The sequence below is a fragment of the Exobacillus caeni genome (genome assembly GCF_005747095.1).
Taxonomy (GTDB): Bacteria; Bacillota; Bacilli; order Bacillales; family Guptibacillaceae; genus Exobacillus; species Exobacillus caeni.
In genome coordinates this window covers 32,383-53,884 of record NZ_SWLG01000011.1, presented here as the reverse complement: position 1 = coordinate 53,884, position 21,502 = coordinate 32,383, and the positions used below count along the sequence as shown (strand labels likewise).

General features: G+C 40.4%; 26 protein-coding genes, 1 tRNA gene and 1 riboswitch. Of the genes, 5 read left to right on the top strand and 22 right to left on the bottom strand.

Going from position 1 to position 21,502, the window contains the following annotated elements:
* Position 1: 1 nt before the first annotated feature.
* Genes comGF through comGA form a run of 6 tightly spaced genes read right to left on the bottom strand, consistent with a single transcriptional unit; the run spans position 2 to position 3,566 of the window.
* Entirely contained in the window at positions 2–469 is a 468-nt protein-coding gene (comGF, locus tag FCL54_RS15585; protein ID WP_138127751.1) for a competence type IV pilus minor pilin ComGF, read from the bottom strand.
* On the bottom strand, positions 394–750 hold the full coding sequence (locus tag FCL54_RS15580; RefSeq protein ID WP_138127662.1) for a hypothetical protein: 357 nt from the start codon (positions 748–750) through the stop codon (positions 394–396). Before FCL54_RS15580 ends, comGF begins: the two co-directional genes overlap by 76 nt.
* Entirely contained in the window at positions 734–1,207 is a 474-nt protein-coding gene (gene comGD, locus FCL54_RS15575) for a competence type IV pilus minor pilin ComGD (RefSeq protein ID WP_138127661.1), read from the bottom strand. The genes FCL54_RS15580 and comGD overlap by 17 nt, the downstream gene beginning before the upstream one ends.
* Positions 1,173–1,478 carry a competence type IV pilus major pilin ComGC gene (gene comGC, locus FCL54_RS15570; protein WP_138127660.1) on the bottom strand — a complete coding sequence of 102 codons (306 nt, stop codon included), beginning with the start codon at positions 1,476–1,478 and terminating at the stop codon, positions 1,173–1,175. Before comGC ends, comGD begins: the two co-directional genes overlap by 35 nt.
* A 14-nt stretch (positions 1,479–1,492) precedes the next feature.
* Entirely contained in the window at positions 1,493–2,521 is a 1,029-nt protein-coding gene (gene comGB, locus FCL54_RS15565; protein WP_138127659.1) for a competence type IV pilus assembly protein ComGB, read from the bottom strand.
* Positions 2,514–3,566, bottom strand: coding sequence for a competence type IV pilus ATPase ComGA (gene comGA / locus FCL54_RS15560; protein WP_171016875.1), 1,053 nt, complete (start codon positions 3,564–3,566; stop codon positions 2,514–2,516). The genes comGB and comGA overlap by 8 nt, the downstream gene beginning before the upstream one ends.
* A gap of 173 nt (positions 3,567–3,739) precedes the next feature.
* Here comGA and FCL54_RS15555 point away from each other — a divergent pair.
* Positions 3,740–3,814, top strand: a tRNA-Gln gene (locus FCL54_RS15555).
* A gap of 3 nt (positions 3,815–3,817) precedes the next feature.
* On the opposite strand, the gene FCL54_RS15550 is transcribed toward FCL54_RS15555, so the two are convergent.
* Positions 3,818–4,204, bottom strand: coding sequence for a Spx/MgsR family RNA polymerase-binding regulatory protein (locus FCL54_RS15550; RefSeq protein WP_138127657.1), 387 nt, complete (start codon positions 4,202–4,204; stop codon positions 3,818–3,820).
* A 231-nt stretch (positions 4,205–4,435) separates the two neighbouring features.
* Between FCL54_RS15550 and FCL54_RS15545 the strand changes: the two genes are divergently transcribed.
* Positions 4,436–4,681: a DUF2626 domain-containing protein gene (locus FCL54_RS15545; protein WP_138127656.1), complete on the top strand. Its 246-nt coding sequence runs from the start codon at positions 4,436–4,438 to the stop codon at positions 4,679–4,681.
* A gap of 60 nt (positions 4,682–4,741) precedes the next feature.
* Here the strand turns inward: FCL54_RS15545 and FCL54_RS15540 are convergent, their stop codons facing one another.
* Positions 4,742–5,701 (bottom strand): class I SAM-dependent methyltransferase, encoded by a 960-nt coding sequence (locus FCL54_RS15540; RefSeq protein WP_171016874.1) that lies wholly within the window; start codon positions 5,699–5,701, stop codon positions 4,742–4,744.
* A gap of 104 nt (positions 5,702–5,805) precedes the next feature.
* Positions 5,806–6,447, bottom strand: a complete 642-nt coding sequence (locus FCL54_RS15535) for an MBL fold metallo-hydrolase (RefSeq protein ID WP_138127654.1) — start codon at positions 6,445–6,447, stop codon at positions 5,806–5,808.
* A 75-nt stretch (positions 6,448–6,522) separates the two neighbouring features.
* Between FCL54_RS15535 and FCL54_RS15530 the strand changes: the two genes are divergently transcribed.
* Entirely contained in the window at positions 6,523–7,008 is a 486-nt protein-coding gene (locus FCL54_RS15530; protein WP_138127653.1) for a hypothetical protein, read from the top strand.
* A gap of 152 nt (positions 7,009–7,160) precedes the next feature.
* Complete coding sequence (locus FCL54_RS15525) at positions 7,161–7,343, top strand: DUF2759 domain-containing protein (RefSeq protein ID WP_138127652.1); 183 nt, start codon at positions 7,161–7,163, stop codon at positions 7,341–7,343.
* 113 nt (positions 7,344–7,456) lie between these two features.
* On the opposite strand, the gene FCL54_RS15520 is transcribed toward FCL54_RS15525, so the two are convergent.
* Entirely contained in the window at positions 7,457–7,762 is a 306-nt protein-coding gene (locus FCL54_RS15520) for an MTH1187 family thiamine-binding protein (protein ID WP_138127651.1), read from the bottom strand.
* A gap of 268 nt (positions 7,763–8,030) precedes the next feature.
* Here FCL54_RS15520 and FCL54_RS15515 point away from each other — a divergent pair, with 268 nt between their 5' ends.
* Positions 8,031–9,098: an undecaprenyldiphospho-muramoylpentapeptide beta-N-acetylglucosaminyltransferase gene (locus tag FCL54_RS15515; RefSeq protein ID WP_138127650.1), complete on the top strand. Its 1,068-nt coding sequence runs from the start codon at positions 8,031–8,033 to the stop codon at positions 9,096–9,098.
* Positions 9,099–9,137: 39 nt separating this feature from the next.
* Here FCL54_RS15515 and thiD read toward each other — a convergent pair whose 3' ends face one another.
* The 12 genes from thiD to FCL54_RS15455 form a co-directional block, all read right to left on the bottom strand.
* The gene (gene thiD / locus FCL54_RS15510; protein WP_138127649.1) at positions 9,138–9,947 is read right to left on the bottom strand and encodes a bifunctional hydroxymethylpyrimidine kinase/phosphomethylpyrimidine kinase; all 810 of its coding nucleotides are present in this window, start codon (positions 9,945–9,947) and stop codon (positions 9,138–9,140) included.
* 24 nt (positions 9,948–9,971) lie between these two features.
* Positions 9,972–11,084 carry a glycine oxidase ThiO gene (gene thiO / locus FCL54_RS15505; RefSeq protein ID WP_138127648.1) on the bottom strand — a complete coding sequence of 371 codons (1,113 nt, stop codon included), beginning with the start codon at positions 11,082–11,084 and terminating at the stop codon, positions 9,972–9,974.
* 18 nt (positions 11,085–11,102) lie between these two features.
* A complete protein-coding gene (locus FCL54_RS15500) occupies positions 11,103–11,873 on the bottom strand; it encodes a thiazole synthase (protein WP_138127647.1) in 771 nt (256 codons plus the stop codon).
* A 4-nt stretch (positions 11,874–11,877) separates the two neighbouring features.
* The gene (gene thiS, locus FCL54_RS15495) at positions 11,878–12,075 is read right to left on the bottom strand and encodes a sulfur carrier protein ThiS (protein ID WP_138127646.1); all 198 of its coding nucleotides are present in this window, start codon (positions 12,073–12,075) and stop codon (positions 11,878–11,880) included.
* Positions 12,072–12,713 (bottom strand): thiamine phosphate synthase, encoded by a 642-nt coding sequence (gene thiE / locus FCL54_RS15490; protein WP_138127645.1) that lies wholly within the window; start codon positions 12,711–12,713, stop codon positions 12,072–12,074. Before thiE ends, thiS begins: the two co-directional genes overlap by 4 nt.
* A 75-nt stretch (positions 12,714–12,788) precedes the next feature.
* Positions 12,789–12,904, bottom strand: a riboswitch (TPP riboswitch).
* A 55-nt stretch (positions 12,905–12,959) separates the two neighbouring features.
* Positions 12,960–14,150 (bottom strand): M14 family metallopeptidase, encoded by a 1,191-nt coding sequence (locus FCL54_RS15485; protein ID WP_138127644.1) that lies wholly within the window; start codon positions 14,148–14,150, stop codon positions 12,960–12,962.
* Between the two features lie 171 nt (positions 14,151–14,321).
* Positions 14,322–16,196 carry an LTA synthase family protein gene (locus FCL54_RS15480; protein ID WP_138127643.1) on the bottom strand — a complete coding sequence of 625 codons (1,875 nt, stop codon included), beginning with the start codon at positions 16,194–16,196 and terminating at the stop codon, positions 14,322–14,324.
* 344 nt (positions 16,197–16,540) lie between these two features.
* Positions 16,541–17,503 (bottom strand): ROK family glucokinase, encoded by a 963-nt coding sequence (locus FCL54_RS15475; protein WP_138127642.1) that lies wholly within the window; start codon positions 17,501–17,503, stop codon positions 16,541–16,543.
* Positions 17,504–17,569: 66 nt separating this feature from the next.
* Positions 17,570–18,319, bottom strand: a complete 750-nt coding sequence (gene nfsA, locus FCL54_RS15470; RefSeq protein ID WP_138127641.1) for an oxygen-insensitive NADPH nitroreductase — start codon at positions 18,317–18,319, stop codon at positions 17,570–17,572.
* Positions 18,316–18,513: a YqgQ family protein gene (locus FCL54_RS15465; protein ID WP_138127640.1), complete on the bottom strand. Its 198-nt coding sequence runs from the start codon at positions 18,511–18,513 to the stop codon at positions 18,316–18,318. Before FCL54_RS15465 ends, nfsA begins: the two co-directional genes overlap by 4 nt.
* 109 nt (positions 18,514–18,622) lie before the next feature.
* The gene (locus FCL54_RS15460) at positions 18,623–20,086 is read right to left on the bottom strand and encodes a spore germination protein (protein WP_138127639.1); all 1,464 of its coding nucleotides are present in this window, start codon (positions 20,084–20,086) and stop codon (positions 18,623–18,625) included.
* Between the two features lie 278 nt (positions 20,087–20,364).
* Entirely contained in the window at positions 20,365–21,411 is a 1,047-nt protein-coding gene (locus FCL54_RS15455; RefSeq protein ID WP_138127638.1) for a M42 family metallopeptidase, read from the bottom strand.
* Positions 21,412–21,502: the final 91 nt, after the last annotated feature.

The following is a 21,502-nucleotide window of genomic DNA, read 5'->3' as shown; positions in this document are numbered from 1 at the left end:
CCTACTCATCACTAACCTGATAAAAGCTTCGTTCCACTTCTTTATCAAGGTGATCTTTCACATGGATACGAACTTCTTTTCCGGTTCCGGAGAACAATACCTGGCTGATATTTTGCAGAACTACATCATGTCCCGATCCATTGACCCTTCTTCGTATCATTGTCCCATAGCTCTGATATTGTACCGTTTCTCCTCTGTAATTAAGGAATTCCAGTCCGTTTGCTGTAACAGTGAGCTGATGGCCTTCACGTATTTCCTCCCCCAGCTTATAGGCAAACAATTGAAATTCATCCATATCCAGTTTAGAAGCAGCAGGTGGAAAGATTACTTTTATAAATGGTGTAATACAAGATAGGAGTATTAATAACACGGATAAAGCGATTAACAGCTCGATCAGGGTGAAGCCAGTGTTGTTCGCTTGTTTACAGGTAAACAAATCGTTTGTTGACGATTGTTTTTCCCTTTCCATCTTACACAGCCTTTCCAGTTAAGGTTATCTTTATGTTCCCATCCCAGTAAATAAACAGTATCGTCAATCTGTACTGATTCAAACTCAGGCAATTTATCAGTGAGACTTATTTCTACAGTTTTGCTCTGAAGATAGCTTATGGCTACTGATCGTTGTGTTATTGTTGCTCTTTCTTCATATAGGGTTATCAAGAGAGGAAGAATTATCATCGTTACAAGGACCAGGATACCCAGCGCAGCGACCGTGTCAAGGAGAGTAATCCCCCTACAGTTCTTGTACATAAAACCGGCCGCTCCCCAGCAAGATTACAAGTTTGTAGCTTTTCGCACCTGAATTAACCGTTAATGTTCCAGATTTTTGTACGTTTCCATTCGCTAAATATTTAATTGCATATCCTAATGTCCCAGGGTTTATCGCTATTTCTGGAGGATACTTTCGCCTTGCCACCAATTCATCAACACCCAGCTGAACCGAATACCAATGGTTTTCTGTGGAAATGACCAGCCTTGCTGCCTGTCCGTTTTTGATCGCTAACTGCTGAGTAAAACGGATATCCTTTTTTAACTGATCTAAAAATTGTTCCATGTTTGCCGTCTTTTCAACGGGAGCGACATTTATGATAGTTATACCGATGAGAACCGACAGAACGGCTAAAGTGATAATAAGCTCGATGAGGGTATAGCCTGAAGCATCGTGAAAGCGATTAATTCGAAGTGACCTTGCCGTTTGTTTCATCATATACTAGTGAACCTCCATCAGGACATGTCGTTGTGTCGATATATTCAGCAGTTTTTAAAGTTTCAAGATCTGTGGGTAGAACTGAATTTTCGAGCTCGTATGCCCTTACCTGTGTTTGTATAAGCTTGACGGTTGCTTCACATCCCTTTGAACTTGCTACAGACTTATTTTTAGTAACACTGGGAACTGCTATTAATAGAAGCATCGAGATAATCACCATGACGATCATCATTTCTATAAGAGTAAAACCTTTGTCATTTAATCTATTCATACCTTGCACCCCTTTTATACTGCCTGTATATATTGAAACATCGGCAGTAAGATTGATAAAAACATCATTAGAATCATAACGCCAATACACGCAAAACTAACAGGCTGAAGAATCCCGAACGCCCGTTTCACCCTTTCCTCAAACTGATCTGTTAAAAAACCCCCAAAATTGAGAAGTTCTTTGCCTAGCTGGCCATTTGATTGGCCATGGGAGATGACGGCCGATAATTCAGTTAAATAATAAGGCACTTCGGTTATCGCCTTTTCAAAACTTTCGCCATCCTGCAACACGCTTTTGATTCGCCCTGCTTCTTCCTTAAAGAACAGAAGATGGTCCTGTTTTAAAAACACACCCAGTGCTTCCCCGACAGTCCTTCCATTAAAAAGCAATATTCCAAGCTGTGAAGAAAGGTACTGGGTGAGATATATCTTGATAAACGGCTTTAAAAATGGAATCTTTAGCAAAACCTGGATTTGTTTTTCAGGATGGTAATGGCGAAACTGTTTTACATAATAGAAAAACAATGCTCCGAATGGAAAGAGGCACAAAAGTAAAACAAGCGGGATATTTTTCGAAAGAAGAATCATTCCTTTCGTAAAAATTGGTAACGGTATTTCGAGAGATTGGTATAAGGTGCTAAATTGAGGAAGCAAAAATACGGTTACTACTAAAAGCATGACCGAGGTAATCCAGAATAAAACGAGGGGGTATCGCATCATTGTTCTTAGCCGCGCCTTAACCTCACAGCGATAATGAAGCATTTCTCCACAGCTTTTTAAACCGTTTGATAGCTGTTCATTTTCAGTAATATACAAATAACAGAGGATGTCGGGAGGAAATTCAAAATCCTGTAGCACTTGGTGCAGGGAATTTCCTCCTTTCAGTTGTTCTACGATTTTCAGTATTCTACTGTTCGCCGCTTCTCGCTGGTTGAAGGCGTAAAGCTCCATTCCCTGAGACAATGTATATCCTTCTTCGAGCAACTGTCCTACCCTTAGGAGAAAATCTGCCTTTTCATTCAACTTCCACTGGCGGTCAGCCATTCAAAGCACCTCCAAAAAAGTTGCACTCTTCCACATAACCAAGCGCCCACGCAAGACGCAGTTCGTTATTGAGCGTTCTCATCTGCGTCATATCATGGCGCGAGATGCCGACAGCAGCTTTTAAAGAATCACCTGATAGTATTTCATAAAGTGCAAACCGGTGTTTTTCTCGATTACGCTTACAATCAAAACAACAATTTTTACAGAACGGGCATTTCAGTGTTACCAGGACTTGATTAACGACACCTATGAACGTTTGTTCAATATACGATTTAGGAACCCCAAATTCCAAAAAGCGGTAAACACTTTCGTACGTATTTTTTGTATGCAGGGTAGAGACAACAAGATGGCCAGTCATCGCTGCCCTGATTGCAATTTGAGCAGTTGTCTCATCCCTGATCTCGCCGATCATGATGATATCAGGATCGTGGCGAAGACATGCCTTCAAGCCCTCTGCAAATGTGATTCCTGCTTTCTCGTTCACCTCCAATTGGATGAATACTTCATTTGGTCTTTCAATCGGATCTTCAATGGTGATAATCCGTTTTTTGTCTTTTTTGCTAATCCAATGCAATAAAGAGTAAATGGTTGTGGTTTTTCCAGAGCCGGTAGAGCCAGTGAATAATAATAGGCCGTGGGGATGTTGTATAAGGGATTCAAGTTTTGTACCATGCCGCGGGAAAAGGCAAAGCTGTTTAGGATTCTTAACTGTATCATGGTCTAAAATACGAATAACAAGACTTTCTTGAAACGGGGTTGGTATTGTGGACATTCGGACGTTCACTTCATGAGACATTAGTTTTATAACCTGAGCTCCACTCTGGGGACGCCGCTTTTCTCCAATGTCCATACCACTGGAAAACTTAAAATGGGATATAAGCTTTTCTGCTGTAGGAGTTGGGATTGTTCTAACTTGATAGAGGAAAGAATCGATTCTTAGTTGGACGAGGGTTTTGGTTTGTCCGGGGTGAAAGTGAATGTCAGAAGCTTTCAACGATAACGCCTGCAAAATGATTTTCTTTCCTAACTTTTCAATTTCATTCAATTCATCACTCTCCTTTTTGGTGTAAAGTATAATTCGTCATTTAATTTTCTTTTCCTTCTAAAAAAACAAAAAAAGACAGGTTACTTAAAACCTGTCACTTTCTGTATATTTTTCATTGCTTCGTTCATACTAATTATCGAGGAAAGAAGCTGCTAATAAAAAATTGCTGTCAATGGGCTATAGCCAAGCGGTAAGGCAACGGACTTTGACTCCGTCATGCGCTGGTTCGAATCCAGCTAGCCCAGCCATTTTTATGAGACGTTCATTTGAAAGGCATTTTTCTTTTGTTTCAGGTTATTTAAACCCGATTTATCGAAACCAACGATTAATTTTTTCCCGTTCGTAATAAGCGGGCGCCTTAACAGCTTTGGCTCTTTATTCATTAGTGCCAGCAATTCGTTAACCGTTAAATTTTCGACATCCAGATTCAAATTCTTAAACGACCGGCTGCGCTTTGCTAATATTTCTTCAACTCCCTCTGTTGTTATTTTCAAAATTTCCTTAAGTTCTTCTACTGTTGGCGTTTCTTTAAAAAGATGCCTCTCTTCAAAATCGACATTGTTTTCTTTTAGCCACTTTTTCGTTTTCCGGCAAGAGGTACAGCTTGGATAGGTATAAAATAATAGACGCTCTTTCATCATGCACCCTCCTGTTAACTTGATATTACCTTCTACCCATATTATACATAATTTAAACAAACATTGTACATAATTTCTAGATTATTTTTTTATAAAATGGGAAATCTATAAAACAGAACAATATTTTTGCTCAAGACACAAAATTGACAGGTTTAGCATTTACATTTTTAATGAAACTCATATATAATACAAAATGTATGGTAATGAACGAGCAAGGGAGGAATGTCTAAAATGCCTAGAATGTACCGTGTGCTTGCCTTCTGGACTGGCATTTTTGCTTTAATGGGCTTTATCGGTGATTTAAATGTCTTCGGTTTGCTATTCCTTGGCCAAGCCGGCATGTTTTTAGCGTTAAGTTATTTGAATTTTACTGAACGTACTTATCTTTATATCTTTGGTGCATACTTAACAGTGTTTATGATCGGATTCTCGTATTGGTCCGTCTTTATGATGACACCTGGAGCCGGTGGACACTAAGCTTTATCAAATAACATAACCGACAAAAAAGACGATGAATCTTTCATCGTCTTTTTTTCATTATTCTTTTTGTTGAACAATAACCTGAAAATCATTTAAGCTTCCAAGCGTTCTAACAGCCCTGTTCTGCTTATGGGCCTCGGAAAACGGATCAGAGTCAGCCACATTTTGCAGATAATCCCATAACCCGTTTTTTATTAAATAATCTCCTTGGGGAATATCCCCGATTGTTTTTAAACCTGCTTCGTTTCCTATTTCTATCAAAGCTTCAAGATGAACATGGGCTGTCAGATCCATGTTTCCCGGCTTATAGAGTGGATCATGTTTTAATTGATGCTTATAGTATCCTCTTAAGCTGCCTTCCATTCTAGCAGGATGCTCCCATTCTTTTTTGCGGTAGCCGTAATCAATCGTTATCACAAATCCTCGTTCCAGCCAGTTAAAAACCCTGTTTAGCCAATCAGTCATCACGAGTGGCACTTCGATTCTCTGGCCGTCGGATAGTCGCGGTCCGTATTTTTCCATCCATTCGAGGATCGCTGTATTCTCGCACACTTCTGTCTTTTCTATCAAACCGCCATTTTCATCAATGGAAATAAATACTTCAGCAATTTTTCCGCCGTTATTTTCGATCACATGGACAGGCATCGCATCCAATAGTTCGTTAGAAAATATCACTCCATTAAATTCCGGCCAATCTTTTAGCACTTTATCAAAAGAATCATAAAGCTGAACTTTCTCATCAGGAAGCTTTTGAAGCAGCTCCTTGTGATATGGGCTTTTCTCAATGATGATATAAACAAGATCAGCATAGAGCAGTTTATTTTTTTGTTTTATCGCCTGTAAAACAGATGACGCAAACCTTCCATCGCCAGCACCAATTTCACAGATTACAGGGGCAAGTTTTTCATTTTCAATAAAATCGGCCATAACATCTGCCATGATGCTGCCAAAAACATCACTGACCATACTGCTTGTATAAAAGTCTCCCTTTTTCCCAATCTTCTGTATCGGTTTCATATAATATCCTTCTGTTCGATGATACAGAGCAAGTTCTATAAAGCATGCATAATCAATTTGCTGTTCCGGAGACTCCTTGATTTTTCGCTTTATAACCTCTTTCATCACAAAGAGAAGCCATTAAGGAACGGATTCACTTCCATTTCCTGGCCAATCGTAGTTTCCGGACCATGTCCTGACAGCACTAATGTTTCTTCAGGCAACACCAACAGCTTTTTATGTATGCTGTTAATTAATTGATCATGGTTTCCACCCGGCAGATCCGTTCGGCCAATGCTTCCGGCAAACAAAGCATCACCAGAAAAAACGGCATTGTCATCTTTAAAGTGGAAAGAAACGCTTCCAGGAGAATGGCCTGGTGTTTCATAAACATCAAATGAAAACCCTCCGATCTCATAGAAGGATTCTTTTTCAATTGTTTTATCAGCAGGTTTAACTGCGATATCTTCTACCATAGGAAAAATTGCCGAACCATTTTGAGCGGGATCTTCCAGCCAATCCCTTTCATTTTGGTGGAGATATACGGGCAAATTATAACGATCGCGCAATACGTCTACTCCCCCAATGTGATCAAAATGGGCATGGGTCAGTAGGATCGCAAGCGGTTTTAAATCATTTTGCTTTATCTCCTCTGCAATTCTTGTCCCTTCTGCACCAGGGTCTATGATCAGTGCTTCCTTTTGATTATTCCAGAGAATATAAGCATTTGCCTGTATAGGCCCTACCGGTATTTGTTTCCATTCCATAAACTATCCCTCCATTGAAAGTTACTATTTCTTATTTTACACTATAGAAAATCATCAATAAAAGGAGAGAAACGATTGAAACTACGATATGGGGTAGAAATGAAGCAGCCTGTTGACAAGCTGCCAGGCTTTATTGCCCAAATTATAAAAGCTACAGGAGAGCTTGTTAATGTAACAGACAGGGATGGCACACTGGCGATTGTCCAAACCAGCGAAGAAGCAAATAAACTGGCTTTGTTTTATGAAAAAAAAGGCATGCTGGAATCAACTTTTAGTTTGTTTCAACTGAACCCAAACTCCACTTTATACGGAAGTTTTTCGGACTATGGATTCATCTCAAGAAGTGATGTCCCATATTTGTTTGTTGAAACAACAATCCCCTTTACCATAACAGATGGGGATGAAACACAGATAAGGATGGCAAAAATGCAAATGGAAGAAGACTTTCTCGCTATTGAACCATCCGTTTCTAATATTTATTACGTTGATCACCATAAAAAAGAGCTTTTAGAGGGTTATGCAAGGGCATATGGGATTAAAGTTACATTCCTTTGTGAATAACGGCTCGACAAACTTTTTAAAAACAGTTAAAATAAGAAAGTGCTATCATTGTACATATAAATTGTTGAAAATTCGTAAAAAACTTCTAAACAAATAGTTCCCGGAAATCGGGTATACTATGGATGGATATTTCGCGTAAGGAGGTTATTTTAGTGGGATTAGCAATTATTTTTCTTCTTGTTACAGCTCTAGCGGTATGGGGTGTTTTTCGTTCCCTTGGAGGTAAAAACTTCTTTGGAATGTTGATGGCTGGAGCAACTACTTTAGTTTTCGGATGGTTTACTGTTATGACTTTTATTGATGTATTCACAGGCGGCGGATCTACAGGCCACTAATTAAGGCAGCTTTAAAAAAGAACCAGAGAAACCATCAATTGTGATGGTTTCTTTTTTTATTTCAATTCCCCGGGTTGCAAGTCAATCAACTGCCCCAAAATCGTCTAGCTTTTTCAGTCCATTTTACGTTTTACGGAAACTAACTTGTCGTCCATTTTGACTTCTTTGTCACGGCGGTCGTCTATTCTGATATTTGTTGCGACTCTTTTAATACCTGCTTGAAAAGGAGCCTCATGCACCGCCTGTATAACTTCCATTAGATCTGAAAGTTCCCCTTCAATAAGCGTGCTCATAGGAGTGAGCCTGTACGCGACACGATCACTATATCTTTCAAGCACTTTCTGTACTTCCGCTACATAACTACTGACACTCGGCGTTTTTGTGCCGATTGGTATCACTGTCATATCAACGATAGCCAAGTCTGCCACTCTCCTTTTATTTTAACAAATGGGAAATCCGCTTTTAACATAGCATATCCTGACACGAATTTAAAACAAACCAACAGGAACCTATTCTTTAAAAATGATAAAACCTTCGCACCTGCTTGCTTTTCCTGATATGATTAAAAGGGTTTCTAAATTGCGTTTTTGGTTAAATACAGTTTTAGAACAGTTATAATACGAATGAAATGGAATAAAAGCATTAGAGGAACATTTGTGAATAGAGCTGTTTAAAGGAGGACCTTGCATGAATCGTATTGTTTTTACGGGCGGGGGTTCAGCGGGCCATGTCACGCCGAATCTCGCCATTATTCCAGAACTCACGAAGAAAAATTGGGATGTTTATTATATTGGATCAAAGAACGGCATTGAAAAGAAAATCATTGAAGAAGCTGGAATTCCTTACTATGGTATCTCAAGCGGAAAGCTCAGAAGGTATTTTGATATTAAAAATCTACAGGATCCATTTCGAGTTGTTAAGGGAATCGGTGACGCTTACTTTTTAATCCGCAGGCTAAAGCCGGATGCCATCTTTTCAAAAGGTGGATTCGTTTCTGTTCCTGTCGTTATTGCAGGATGGTTAAACAGAGTGCCTGTCTTTATTCATGAATCGGACTATACACCGGGACTCGCCAATAAGATTGCCACAAAGTTCGCATCAAAGATTTTTGTAACATTTGAAGAATCAAGAAAACATCTTCCTGAAGATAAAACCGTTTATACGGGATCTCCTATTCGAAAGGAAATTCTTACAGGAAAAAGGGAAAAGGGACTGAAATTCGCAGGCTTTTCAAACGACAAACCTGTTATTACGGTGATGGGAGGAAGTCTCGGAGCTAGAAGAATAAATTCTGTTGTCCGCGAAAACCTGGACGATCTTTTAACACAGTTTCAGATTATACATATTTGCGGAAAGGGTAATATGTCTTCTGAACATAAAAACATCAAGGGCTATAAGCAGTTTGAATATATCAGCTCAGAACTTCCGGATGTCATGGCAGCCACAGATCTCGTGATATCTCGTGCCGGATCAAACTCTATTTTTGAATTCCTTACCCTTAAAAAACCAATGCTTTTGATTCCTTTACCAAGAAGCTCCAGTCGCGGAGACCAGATCCTCAATGCGGAATCATTCGAGAAGAAAGACTTTGCATCGGTTTTATTTGAAGAAAATTTAACAAAAAATTCTCTGTATCAAAAAGTTAATGATCTCTACCAGAATCGTGACCACTATTTAAAAGCAATGAAAGAATACTCTTCAAATGAAACTCTTGAAATGATTGTTAGTGCAATAGAAGAAACTAAATCCCGCTAAGCAAAAAGGCTGATTTTTAGTCAGCCTTTTTCTTTTTACTTATTTTACTGATAAGCTGTGTAAACGGTATGCAGAATGATTAGTTGGCCCGATACCATTTCCAACATTTAAAGAGTATCTGATAGCCGCAGTTATATAATACTTGGCTATTTTTACTGCCTCAGGTATATTTTTTCCCTTCGCCAGTTCTGCAGCAATGCATGCTGAAAACGTGCAGCCTGTTCCATGGGTATGTTTCGTGCTTATCCTTTCCGAGTCATAATGGAAAAATCGTTCCCCATCATACAATACATCAACCGATCGCTCTTCGCTTCCCAGATGCCCTCCTTTTATAACGACAGCTTCTGGCCCCATAGCTTGAATATCCTTTGCAGCCTGTTCCATTTCTTCGATTGTTTCGATTTTTCTCCCGTCCAAAATCTTGCCAGCTTCCGGCAGATTAGGCGTAACGACCTTTCCAAGCGGAAGCAATGTCTCCCTCAATTCGACCACAGCTTCTTCCTGAAGCAACGGAGCGCCACCTTTCGCAATCATAACCGGATCGATTACTAGATTGTTAACCTGATACTCATCAAGTTTGTTAGCGACAAGCCTTATTAACGAAGCTGAAAATAGCATTCCAGTTTTAACAGCATCTGTTCCTATATCGGATAAAACCGCGTCAACCTGCGCCTCGACACATTCCAAAGACTGAGGATAAACACCCTGGACTCCAAGGGTATTCTGAGCTGTTAAAGCGGTTATAGCGCTTGTGCCAAATACATTCCGTTCTTGAAACGTTTTTAGGTCAGCCTGTATTCCAGCTCCTCCGCCGCTGTCCGACCCGGCGATAGTCATAGCTTTGTACATTCACATCTCCTCCTACACTTCTGTTTATAGCGTGATAAAGCGTTCGGGATTGAACCTTTCGATCGGCACAGGGTTATTATTTCCTTCAAGCTCATTGGCAACGATTTTACCGGTTATAGGACTGAGCAATATTCCGTTACGATAATGGCCCGTAGCAAAAATAACTTCTGGATATTCGGACAACTTCCCTATTAATGGGAACCCATCCTGTGTAGCTGGCCGCAAGCCAGCCCACTTATGGAATGGCCTCTTGTTATGAAGCGCCGGCAAAACCTTTCTGTTCCATTTTTCAAGACGTTCTATCCCCTTCTCCGTTACGCTGGTGTCAAATCCCGCAATATCTTCTGAGGCTCCGCAGACTAATGTTCCATTGCCCTTTGATACCAAATAGCCCTGGCTTGTAAAAATGATATGGTTTGTAGGCTCGATTTCGTTATAAGCACAAATTTGCCCCCTGATTGGAAAAACCGGAAAAGAATACGGGAAAATTTCTTCCCACATTTGAGACCAGGCGCCAGTAGCGATAACTATAGTATCCCCCTCAAAAGCGGTTCCATCTGGAGCAAGGACAGTTAACTGTCCATTATGTTCATTTATTTTCAACATACCTAACTGATCGTGAATCGAAACGCCTAACCTTCTGCATGCTGTCTCTAATGCCTTAACATAGTCAGGGGCATAAATATGGCTTTCTTCGGGACACCATAACGCAGCGATGATATCTTTTGAAAGGCCGGGCTCTTTCTTTTCGAGCTCTTTTCCCTCAATAATACGAGCACCAACCCCAAACTCTTTTTGCCAGCTCATTTTCGTTTCAAGCCCCAGAATATCCGCTTCATGAAAGATACCGTACAAACTTCCGCTGTTATTGTACTCGAAATCCATGGAAGCGTACTTTTTCACTTCCTTTTGCCATTCCGGAAAAAGCTTTAAGCTTTTTTGACATAGCAGAAAGAATTCATCGGGATCTTCTTCGATCTCACAATACGGAGCAAGCATCCCAGCTGCCGCCCCAGATGCCTGTCCTCCGCACTTCGTGGACTCGAGAAGCGTTACCTGGTTTCCCCTTCTCTGGCATTCAAAAGCCGCAGAAAGACCGATAACTCCTCCACCGATAATTAGCACTTGTTTTGTCATCTAACCACTTCCTGTCACTTAAATTCCTGAAGAGATAGGACTGCTTGCTGTGGCATACTTTTTCTTCGGTATTCTTCCTGCAAGATAAGAAAGGCGGCCCGCTTGTATTGCATGTTTGATGCTATGTGCCATTGCAATGGGATCTTTCGCTTTTGCAATCGCTGTGTTTAGCAGTACTCCATCAGCTCCGAGCTCCATTGCCTGCGTTACATCTGCTGCACTGCCAAGACCTGCATCCACAATTACCGGAACATTTAATTCTTCCACGATAAGCGAAATGTTATAAGGATTTAAAATTCCAAGACCGGTGCCGATCGGTGAACCTCCTGGCATCACAGCAGCCGCTCCGGCTTCTTCTAGTTTCTTGCATATTACAGGGTCATCAGATATATATGGCAATACAACAAAACCTTCTTTCGCAAGAACCTCGGTTGCCTTAAGTGTCTCTATTGGATCAGGAAGAAGCGTTTTTTCATTTTTGCTAATCTCCACTTTAATCCAGTCACTTATTCCGGACGCTTTTGCCAGGCGTGCGATTCGAATTGCTTCTTCGGCATTTTTAGCCCCGGAGGTGTTAGGTAGAAACTGGAAATAGCGCCCGCCAACATGCTGCAGGATCGAATCTTCATGAGGGTCTTGCAGGTTCACCCGGCGAATCGCAAATGTAAGCACCTCTGTTTCTGATGCTTCAATCGCTTTATTTTGAATGTAGGGATTAGGGTATCTTCCTGTTCCTAAAAACAACCGGGATTTTAATTCATGACCGGCGATTACTAGATTTTTTTGCATATGATCAACCTCCACCAACAAAATGGACTAATTCAATTCTCATGCCTTCTGTAACAGTGGTATTCTCCCATTCATTTCGCTCAATTACGATGCCATTAACTTCAGCAACAACCAGGCCCTGTTGAAGCCCAAAGTGTTCGACTACCTCGTCTATGGTTTCAACCGACATATCATGGGTTTCGCCGTTAATAATCAGATTCATGCGTTTGCTGACTCCTTCGATCGGTTTATTTTAACTAAAAACTCCTCACAGGTTCCTTTTATATCTTCGCTGCCGACGATTTCACTGATCGCACATATTCTTGTTGCACCCGCTTCCAGTACTTCATCCACATTGTGAAGCTTTATGCCCCCAATTGCGACAAACGGAATCGTTATTTCGTTCATGACTTCTTTGATATAGGAAGTAGTGACAGGATCTACGACATCATCTTTGCTATTCGTTGGAAAAATCGGACCTACCCCGATATAATCTGCTCCCCCTTTTTCTGCTTCTCTTGCTTCCTCGATCGAGTGAGTTGAAATTCCAATGATTTTATTTGGCCCTATAATTTTCCTTGCTTCTTCGAGCGGCAAGTCATCCTGTCCAAGATGTATGCCGTCTGCATCAACCGCTAAAGCTATATCGATATGGTCATTCACAATAAGAGGAACGTTATATTTTTTCGTCAGTTCTCTAAGCATTCTTGCCTTTTTTAACACTTCACGTTTGCTGCCTTTCTTTTCTCTCAGTTGGATAATGTCGGAGCCACCATGAATCGCTTCTTCCATTACATGTTTTAAATCTCTTCCTTCATGAAATTGTTCTCCAGTGATGGTATATAATTTAAAATCTACCATAAGGCTTCCTCCCATCTAATAGTCTATTAAAGTAAAAAACTCCCATTCCAGCAGATGGAATGAGAGCAGTTATCAAAACACTACAATCGACTTCCCTACGCTGGTATCATCCAGATCAGGTTCAAGGGTAGAAAAATAATAAGGTTCCTCTTCTCAGCCCGGCCTTCCTCCGGGCACCCCTAGTCTTTCATTAAATATGAAGTTAGTTATATTATGACAAAAATACATGCTTAACTCAAGCGAAGTCTACACATACAAGCTGGCGAGCATAATTCCCAAATTTTCTTCATAGATTTCATCAAACTGTGTCAGCGGGAGTGGACTTTCTCCAAGACCAATCTCAATGGTAAATCCTGGCCTCCTCCATTCTTGAATAAACCAGTCTTTATATCCAGCATAACTATCCACATACCGAATCGCCTTATATCCGCTTACTCTGGAAAACTCCTCTGCCAGTGTTCTGGATTCTGGCGGTTCCAATCCTTCATAACCCCAATAGATTTCTTCTCCTTGAGAGTGGAACGCTAAAACACGGTCAAAGTCTCTTCTTCTGGTTAAATCAGCCATTGCAATCGTTTCCGGTTCGGTTAAAGGTGCTTTTCCCGGATAATTTTTCGGTGAAGGTTTCTCAGGTTTTCGTGCTGCTTCCACATCCCATTTAGCAGGAAATTGATTGTTCAGATCAACCCCTCTTATATTTGCTTTCCAGCGCTTAAAATCTGTGCCAGCGTTGTTGATCTCCAGTACAAGTTCCTTATAAAATGTTTCTTCTGGAGGACCATTAATAACAAGGTTTACACCATCAGGATTTACCATAGGAACGACCGATAACATCGTCGAATCGTAAAGAGGAGGAAGCTGTAATCCCCGGATAGGTTTATTGCTGGTAAGATTAAACAAATAAACATTTAAAAATTTCATTAACAGAGGAGTTGCAAGCCATTCGTTTGCATGAAAGGATCCGTTAAAATGTACTTTCTTTTCCCCTTGTCCTACCCGTATCTCAGGAATGGGCTTTCCCATAACTGACTCGCCGATACTTCCGCTTCTTATAAAAGGGTACACAGTCACAAGTTTTCTTATATCATTTACCATTATTTCATACGTGTATTCCTGTTTCGGATCAACAAGCAGCCATGTCACTCTTAACGGCAAATATATCTCCTGGCCGATCTGTAAAAATTGAGGTTTGATGGATTGATTCAATAAAAACAGGGAGTCGAGCGGATAACCCGTTTTGTTTGCGATACTCCAAAGTGATTCTCCAGCACTAATCTTGTACATGTTCCTAACAAACCCGGGTATGTTCACCTCTTCTCCGATCATTAATTGCTCGGCATTTATTTCCGGATTGGAATCTAAAATCAACCTTAAGGGAACTTGAAACAATTGACTGTAGTGCCAGAGTGTATCACCTGGTCGGACTCTTACTTTCATGGTTCATCCCCTCCACGGAGCAAATTCTTTCCCTCTGTTAACCTTATGTGATCTCTCCCTATAGATATGATATTTTTTAAACAACCACGCTATCTTTTGGGACATATGTTTTCAAGTAGTAACTGATCAAAGCAAAAAACCATGTCCGGTTAAGCAGACATGGTTTTCCGTTTATTCATTATTCACTTTTCCTGTCTGGTTCTGTTCATTTCCTAAGAAACGTAACAGGTCACCATAAATAATTTTATCCGAGTATTCTAACTCTGTTTTTGCACGGTCAGCATATGGTTCACATACTGATTTATCCTCTGCTTCAGTGCCATCCGCGTTATAGCATGTGCTCTTCGTATAAACATAATCCTTCGTCACAAAGCCTCCATCACGGAAAATAACAAAGTTATCTTGATTTTTCGCAAATAGATCATTACCAAACTTAATGGTATTCTTCGTGTCTATCCCTAACAAATGCATGATTGTCGGTTTCAAATCGATTTGTCCTGCAACCTGATCCATCACTTTTCCTTTTTGGCCTGGAATGTGAATGAACAAAGGTACCTTCTGCAATTGAGCGGACTCATAAGGCGTAATTTCTTTGCCTAAAAACTTGCTCATTGCTTCATTATGGTTTTCAGAGATTCCATAGTGGTCCCCGTATAGGATAAAGATTGAATCCTCATACATCCCTTCTTCTTTCAATCTCTCAAAAAACTTCTTAATGGATTCATCCATGTATCGGACGGTTGTGAAGTATCGGTTTACAGTGCCGTCTTCTGAATTCCATTCCGGAATGATTTCATCTTCTTGCTTAAGAGAGAACGGGAAGTGGTTGGTTAATGTAATATATTTTGCATAGTAAGGCTCAGGCAATGTTTTTAAGTACTTGACTGATTGATCAAAGAAATATTCGTCTTTAAGTCCCCAGCCGATCGAGTTTTCAGGTGTCACGCTGAAACTATCGATATCATAGAACTTGTTATATCCTAATGAATCGTACATAACATCCCGGTTCCAAAAGCTTTTGTTATTCGGATGGAACACAGCAGAATAATAGCCGTTTTCTCCCATCATTTTTGGACTTGCATTTGGAAATTGGTTTCCTGCATGGGTGAAGAATACTGCACCGCTTGGCAGGCCGTACATCGAATTCTCAAGGATAAACTCGGAATCAGATGTTTTTCCCTGGGCAGTTTGGTGATAAAAGTTAGGAAAGTAATAACTGTCTTTTACTAGATCATTTAAAAATGGCGTGATTTCCTGGCCGTTTACTTTTTCGTTAATAACAAAGTTCTGTAGTGATTCCATTGAGATCAATACAACATTTTTGTCTTTTGCAATGCCAAACATCTTCGGATCTGGCTCTTCATGGTTTGCTCTTACATAGTTCTCGATATCAACGATTTCACTGCCATCAGCGAAAGCACGCTGCGCTTTTGCTTTTGATTGAAGCACCGCATCATATACATGATAGTTAAATGTTCCAATATACTTTACGAGCATTTCTCTGTCGAACGTTCTTGTAAGAAGCTGTGGTCTTTCTGTTTCAGCAAGGCCCACGTTAACAGCAAACATGGTGATCGCAGTAGCAAAAACAAGGGCAATTTCCTTTTTCTTAACTTGATAGGTTTTAAGTTTTAAGAAAGGAAGTGCTACTGCCATTACAAGAACATCCGCAAACAGTAGAACGTCTGTCGGATGAATCAGGCTTGTAATGCTGCTTCCGAGATCTGCCATATTATTTGTTTGGAATAAAAGCGGAATCGTAATGAAATCAGTAAATTCCCTGTAGTAAACTACGTTAGCAAACAGAATAAAGGATCCAATTAAACTGACCAGCACGATCATTCTGTTTCGTAGTTTAGGAGATGCGAACAAACTAAACCCTAGAAACAAAAGAACCGAGCTCAGCGGGTTTATAAACAGGATAAAGGATTCCATCTTATTCTCTAACTCAATATCAAACGCAAGATTATAGACAATATAAGTCTTCAGCCACAATAATACAGTGGCAACTAAAAACAATGAATACTTTGAAAGGATCTTTTTCATGATCTCTTCTACCTCCTTAATAGTAAAGGAAACAGCCAACTTTTTAACCTATTTTCACACAATTGTTTTTCATAATTCTTTTACATACTTTACAATTCATAATGGATATCATACTCCCTTTTTGATAATTTATCAACAGGAGAATTTTCCTTTTTTGTGACACAATTTTCATTCATTTCCTTTGATGTCCAGGGATACGTATGTATAGACGAACAAGTCCTTTAAAAGGTTTCAGTTCTTTTTTATTTTTTCATAAAAAAATGCAAAAGGCCCAGTGAGGCCCTTTACATTTTCCCCGAATATTTAGTTTCAAACCTTAACACTATTTTATTAAGAATTAACAATTATAACTTTGTCTTTACAAGCCAGGCACCGCCTATAACCCCTGCATCATTTCCAAGCGTGGCGATGGCAAAATCAGAACCTTCAACAACACGCGGGAGAGCAACTTTCTCATAATATTGCTTTAACGGACCTAATAGAGCATCCCCTGCCCTTGAGACCCCGCCTCCAATGACGATTTTCCCTGGATTCAACGCGTTTGCAAGATTTCCTATCGCAAGTCCGAGATGCTTGCAGACCGTTTGGATCACTTCCTCGGAGAGTTCATCGCCTTTACTTGCAGCTTCAAAAACATCTTTAGAAGTAATAACTCCTTTTGTCTCATTTATTTCTTGGAGAAGGCTGGCTGGGTGTGAAGCAAGCCCCTCTTCAGCCAATCGGGTGATCCCTGTAGCCGAAGCAATCGTCTCCAGACAGCCTGACTTTCCGCAGTTACAGGATGCGCCTCCCTCTATTTCAGAAGTTAAGTGGCCAATCTCACCAGCCATTCCGTTTGTCCCGTGGATGATTTCCCCATTTGCAATTATTCCACCCCCGACACCTGTCCCGAGTGTTACACAAAGAAGGTCTTTGGCCCCATCACCAGCACCCTTCCACATTTCTCCAAGGGCAGCTATGTTTGCATCATTATCAACCATGACCTGTAATCCTGTTTCCGCTTCAAGGCGATCTTTCAGCGGAAAATCCTTCCACCCGATATTCACCGCCTGATAGATAAAGCCGGTTTCCATTTCGATAAAGCCGGGAGCCCCCATGCCTATGCCTGCCAACTTCGATTTATTTACATTTAATCTTTCTAATTTCATGTCGATGGCTCTGGCAATATCAGTCGTTATATTTTTGCCTTTTTCACTTTTATCTGTGGGTATCTCCCACTTTTCAACAATATCTCCGTGCTCGCTTATAAAAGCTATTTTTATAGTCGTACCTCCAAGATCAACGCCAACTAACCATTTCTCTTCCATCTGCATCCGTCCTTTAACGTATTTCTTTATTTTCTGGGTATGTGAAGAAAGCAGGCTATCAACTCCTTACTTTAAAGGAAACCCTTTCTTTTGTAAGAAACGTTTCATGTATAACCTGACAGGATTAGCTAATTTTTCAGCCATTAATGCCGTCCAGCCGGCTGACCGCTTTCCGTTTGTCCGCTCTTTATAATATGTTGAAATCGTTTCATTATAGTTTTCAAGGTGTTGTTTTAGAACTTCCGGATTTTGTTCATATTCATCTTCGAAGTAAACGCTTTCCATAGGCAGGCGTGGTTTTTGTCCGGGTGTTCGTTCCGGATAACCAACGCAGACGCCATAAAGGGGAATTACATGATCCGGGAGCTTCAGCAGGTCACTAACAGCCTCGGAATCATTACGTATTCCGCCGATATAGCAAATTCCAAGTCCCATGGACTCAGCTGCCAGAACTAGATTTTGTGCTGCAAGCGAAGCATCTACTACAGAAACCATAAATTTTTCAGTAGATTCTATAGAAGTTATGCTCTCTTTTCCTTCCATGTCTCCAGCAACTTTCAACCGATTCAAATCTGCACAAAACACAAAAAAATGGCCATTTTCAGCAACATATGATTGGTTTCCTGCTATTTCAGCAAGTCTGTTCTTTTTATCCTGGTCTTTTACTCCAATAATGGAATATGCCTGCAAATAACTTGAAGTAGCCGCAGACTGTGCAGCTTTTACGAGTGTTTTAATTTGTTCTTCTGTAAGTTGCTCTTTTGTAAAAGACCGAACAGAACGATGGGCATAAATTGTTTCTATCACTTTGTTCATTTTTGTCTCTCCTTCCGCAGCTCGCCACGAATGACCATTAAAGCAGCCGTATACTCTTTTTGGTCAATGATTCCATATCCGTTTAGTTCTCTTAATTCTTCTTCCATTAATTCCAGGTCCCCGATTCGGTCACCAGTATAAATAAACGTACCAAATCTTTTAAGTAGTTGTTGGACTTCATAAATAGTTTTCATTTTCTTCTCACCGTTTCTTATTATAGCAATACAATATCTGTTTTAAAAAGCAAATGCATGGAACAATGAAAAATACTGCCGGAAGTTACGGCAGTATTCATCATATAAATTATTTGTCAGGATCCTGTGTGTGCAACACCGTCGGCCGCCGATTTTTTAAAGGCATCGGAGCCCGAAACAAAACGTCCCTCATACTACGGAACGAAAACGGTATAAACGGCCATAGGTAAGGAATATGGAAAGATTTTGTCCGTACAAGCAGAAGAATCCAAAATATGATCCCCACTACAAAACCTATCACTCCAAAAGCTGCGCTTAAAATTAATAACATAATTCTTATCAGCCGATTAGCCAGGCTTAACTCATAGGATGGCGTGGCAAAGGTACCCATTGCTGCTACAGCGATATATAACACTACCTCATTAATAAACAGTCCTACTTCGATCGCAACCTGCCCAATCAAGATCGCAGCAACAAGGCCAAGCGCAGTAGCTAAGGAAGAAGGAGTATGAATGGTGGCCATCCTCAATATATCTAGCCCTATTTCAATGATCAAAAATTGTACAAACAGAGGTAGTTCTCCTGTTTCTTCAGGCCCGATAAATGCTATATTTCCTGGCAGAAGGTCTGGACTGGCAGCAAAAAGATACCATAAAGGCAGTGCAAATATCGCGAGCCATACTCCGATAAACCTTACCATCCTTAAATAAGCTCCAACAAGAGGCTTTTGTCTATATTCTTCAGCGTGTTGTAAATGATGCCAGAACGTTGTGGGAGTTATCAAGACACTTGGTGATCCATCAACATAGATCAGAACATGCCCTTCATATAAGTGAATGGCTGCAGTATCTGGCCGTTCTGTGTATCGGACAAGCGGGTATGGGTTAAGATGCCTTCCTACAACAAATTCTTCTACTGTTTTTTCTCCCATAGGCAACCCATCCGTATCAATCTTGCTAACTGATTCCTTTACTCTTTTTACCATTTCAGGGTCTGCAATATCTTCAATATAGCTAACACAGATATCGGTTTTCGAACGCCTTCCAACTTGAAGATATTCCATCCGGAGCGTTCGGTCACGTACTCTTCGGCGGGTAAGTGCGGTATTAAAGACAATCGTTTCGACGAAGCCGTCCCTCGCCCCTCTTGTAACCCGCTCAACATCAGGTTCTTCCGGCCCTCTAACAGGATATGTACGGGCATCGATCATGATAATGTCATCAGTCCCCTCAACAACAAGCGCTGTTGGTCCTGCTAAAACAAAATCAATAACCGTGTCAAGGTCTTTTTGTACTTCAATTTCAATATAAGGCAAATATGTTTTTAACAGCTTATCAAGTGGATCCGGCTCTAACTGCTCGGGTTTAAGCTTGGCGAAAAATTTCATGATTAAGTGAAGGATATCGTCTTTTACAAATCCATCCACCATAAACATAGCCATTCTTCTGCCAGCATACTCTAAATTAAGCTGAATCACATCAAAGCTTTGTTCAACTCCTAGTTCATCATGCAGAAATTTGACATTTTTATCAAAATCGCTTGATACTGGATGCTTAATTTTTTTATCGTCCATAAAGCCTCCCCTTTCAAATCCATCTTTAACCATTTAAGGGAAATAAATACGTACCCATGAAGTAATCTTTTAGTTCAATTTGTTTCCTGGCACTAATCCGCCAATCGAAATCCTCACGGAAGGAAAAGGGGGATGGTGATTGCCATTCTATTAAACCTCATAAAAAGTAGACCCTTTAAGACAAACAGAAAATAACATCTTTTAAGGAATTGTTTTTGTTTATACAAAAAAAGAAAACGCCAACCTATCGATAGGTCAACGCTTTCCTGATATTCTCTTTAGTCAATCATCTTTGCGGTAAGATAATGATATACAAGTGAAGCTGTATGTTTAAGAGCATCTGCATGTGTACGTTCAAAGGCATGGGAGGCATCTACCCCCGGGCCTATCAAGGCGTGCTTTACGTCTGCTCCTGCCCTTATCGCAGCGGATGCATCTGATCCATAATAAGGATAAATATCCACTTTGTAACCAATCTTGTTTTCTTCTGCAATCGCCACAAGCTGCTTTCTTAATCTGTAGTGGTATGGACCGCTTGAATCTTTTGCACAAATGCTGGCTGTATATTCATCTGTAGCCTGTCCGTCTCCAATCGCTCCCATATCTACCGCTAAATACTCCGTTGTTTCTTCAGGAATATTCGAATTACCGCCATAACCTATTTCCTCGTTATTCGAAATGAGAAAATGAGTTGTGTATGGAAGGTCAGCGGATTGCTCTTTCATTTTTTTGATGACATCGATTAAGATTGCGACACTGGCCTTATCGTCCAGGTGGCGAGACTTAATAAAGCCGCTCTCCGTTATTTGCACTCTTGGATCAAAGGAAATAAAATCCCCTACTTCAATGCCTAGCTTTTCTACATCTTCCTTTGATGAAACCCGTTCATCGAGGCGGACTTCCATGTTTACATCATCACGCTTGATTTCTCCGTTATTTTTATAGACATGCACGGATGTTTGATGAAGCAAAATTGTCCCGGAATATCTCTTCCCGCTGCTCGTTTCAATTTCACAATACTCCCCTTCCACTGCGTTCCAGCGAAAACCTCCGATCATCGAAAGCTTCAGTCTTCCATCTGGTTTTATTTCCTTTACCATTGCTCCAAGCGTATCAACATGCGCAGTCACCATGCGATGCTTAGTGTCATCCTGTCCTTTGATTGTTGCAATAAGGCCGCCTTTGTTATTGCGGTAAGATTTGACTCCCAATTTCTCGAGAGTATCTTCTACAAAGGAAATCACTTCATCCGTATTGCCGGAAGGACTCGAAATCGAAACGAGTTCCTTTGTAACTTCCATAATCTGTTTTCCATCAAAATTCATATGTATCAATCCTTTCCTTCTAATAACTTCGTAACTCTAATTATTTTTCCTGCTTCATATTTTTCCTGCCAGGCTCATAAAATGAATGACA

Bases quoted from the DNA above. Each gene is read 5' to 3' on its own strand.
- FCL54_RS15535 (WP_138127654.1), bottom strand. From the start codon at position 6,447: ATGGAATGGAAACAAATACCGGTAGGGCCTATACAGGCAAATGCTTAT.
- thiE (WP_138127645.1), bottom strand. From the start codon at position 12,713: ATGGTAGATTTTAAATTATATACCATCACTGGAGAACAATTTCATGAA.
- FCL54_RS15515 (WP_138127650.1), top strand. From the start codon at position 8,031: ATGAATCGTATTGTTTTTACGGGCGGGGGTTCAGCGGGCCATGTCACG.
- FCL54_RS15475 (WP_138127642.1), bottom strand. From the start codon at position 17,503: ATGGAAGAGAAATGGTTAGTTGGCGTTGATCTTGGAGGTACGACTATA.
- FCL54_RS15580 (WP_138127662.1), bottom strand. From the start codon at position 750: ATGTACAAGAACTGTAGGGGGATTACTCTCCTTGACACGGTCGCTGCG.
- FCL54_RS15455 (WP_138127638.1), bottom strand. From the start codon at position 21,411: ATGAATTTTGATGGAAAACAGATTATGGAAGTTACAAAGGAACTCGTT.
- thiS (WP_138127646.1), bottom strand. From the start codon at position 12,075: ATGAATCTGATTATTAACGGCGAAACCCATGATATGTCGGTTGAAACC.
- FCL54_RS15540 (WP_171016874.1), bottom strand. From the start codon at position 5,701: ATGAAACCGATACAGAAGATTGGGAAAAAGGGAGACTTTTATACAAGC.
- comGC (WP_138127660.1), bottom strand. From the start codon at position 1,478: ATGAATAGATTAAATGACAAAGGTTTTACTCTTATAGAAATGATGATC.
- FCL54_RS15500 (WP_138127647.1), bottom strand. From the start codon at position 11,873: ATGCAAAAAAATCTAGTAATCGCCGGTCATGAATTAAAATCCCGGTTG.
- FCL54_RS15480 (WP_138127643.1), bottom strand. From the start codon at position 16,196: ATGAAAAAGATCCTTTCAAAGTATTCATTGTTTTTAGTTGCCACTGTA.
- comGD (WP_138127661.1), bottom strand. From the start codon at position 1,207: ATGATGAAACAAACGGCAAGGTCACTTCGAATTAATCGCTTTCACGAT.
- FCL54_RS15545 (WP_138127656.1), top strand. From the start codon at position 4,436: ATGCCTAGAATGTACCGTGTGCTTGCCTTCTGGACTGGCATTTTTGCT.
- thiD (WP_138127649.1), bottom strand. From the start codon at position 9,947: ATGTACAAAGCTATGACTATCGCCGGGTCGGACAGCGGCGGAGGAGCT.
- FCL54_RS15465 (WP_138127640.1), bottom strand. From the start codon at position 18,513: ATGAAAACTATTTATGAAGTCCAACAACTACTTAAAAGATTTGGTACG.
- thiO (WP_138127648.1), bottom strand. From the start codon at position 11,084: ATGACAAAACAAGTGCTAATTATCGGTGGAGGAGTTATCGGTCTTTCT.
- nfsA (WP_138127641.1), bottom strand. From the start codon at position 18,319: ATGAACAAAGTGATAGAAACAATTTATGCCCATCGTTCTGTTCGGTCT.
- FCL54_RS15550 (WP_138127657.1), bottom strand. From the start codon at position 4,204: ATGAAAGAGCGTCTATTATTTTATACCTATCCAAGCTGTACCTCTTGC.
- FCL54_RS15460 (WP_138127639.1), bottom strand. From the start codon at position 20,086: ATGGACGATAAAAAAATTAAGCATCCAGTATCAAGCGATTTTGATAAA.
- comGB (WP_138127659.1), bottom strand. From the start codon at position 2,521: ATGGCTGACCGCCAGTGGAAGTTGAATGAAAAGGCAGATTTTCTCCTA.
- FCL54_RS15485 (WP_138127644.1), bottom strand. From the start codon at position 14,150: ATGAAAGTAAGAGTCCGACCAGGTGATACACTCTGGCACTACAGTCAA.
- comGF (WP_138127751.1), bottom strand. From the start codon at position 469: ATGGAAAGGGAAAAACAATCGTCAACAAACGATTTGTTTACCTGTAAA.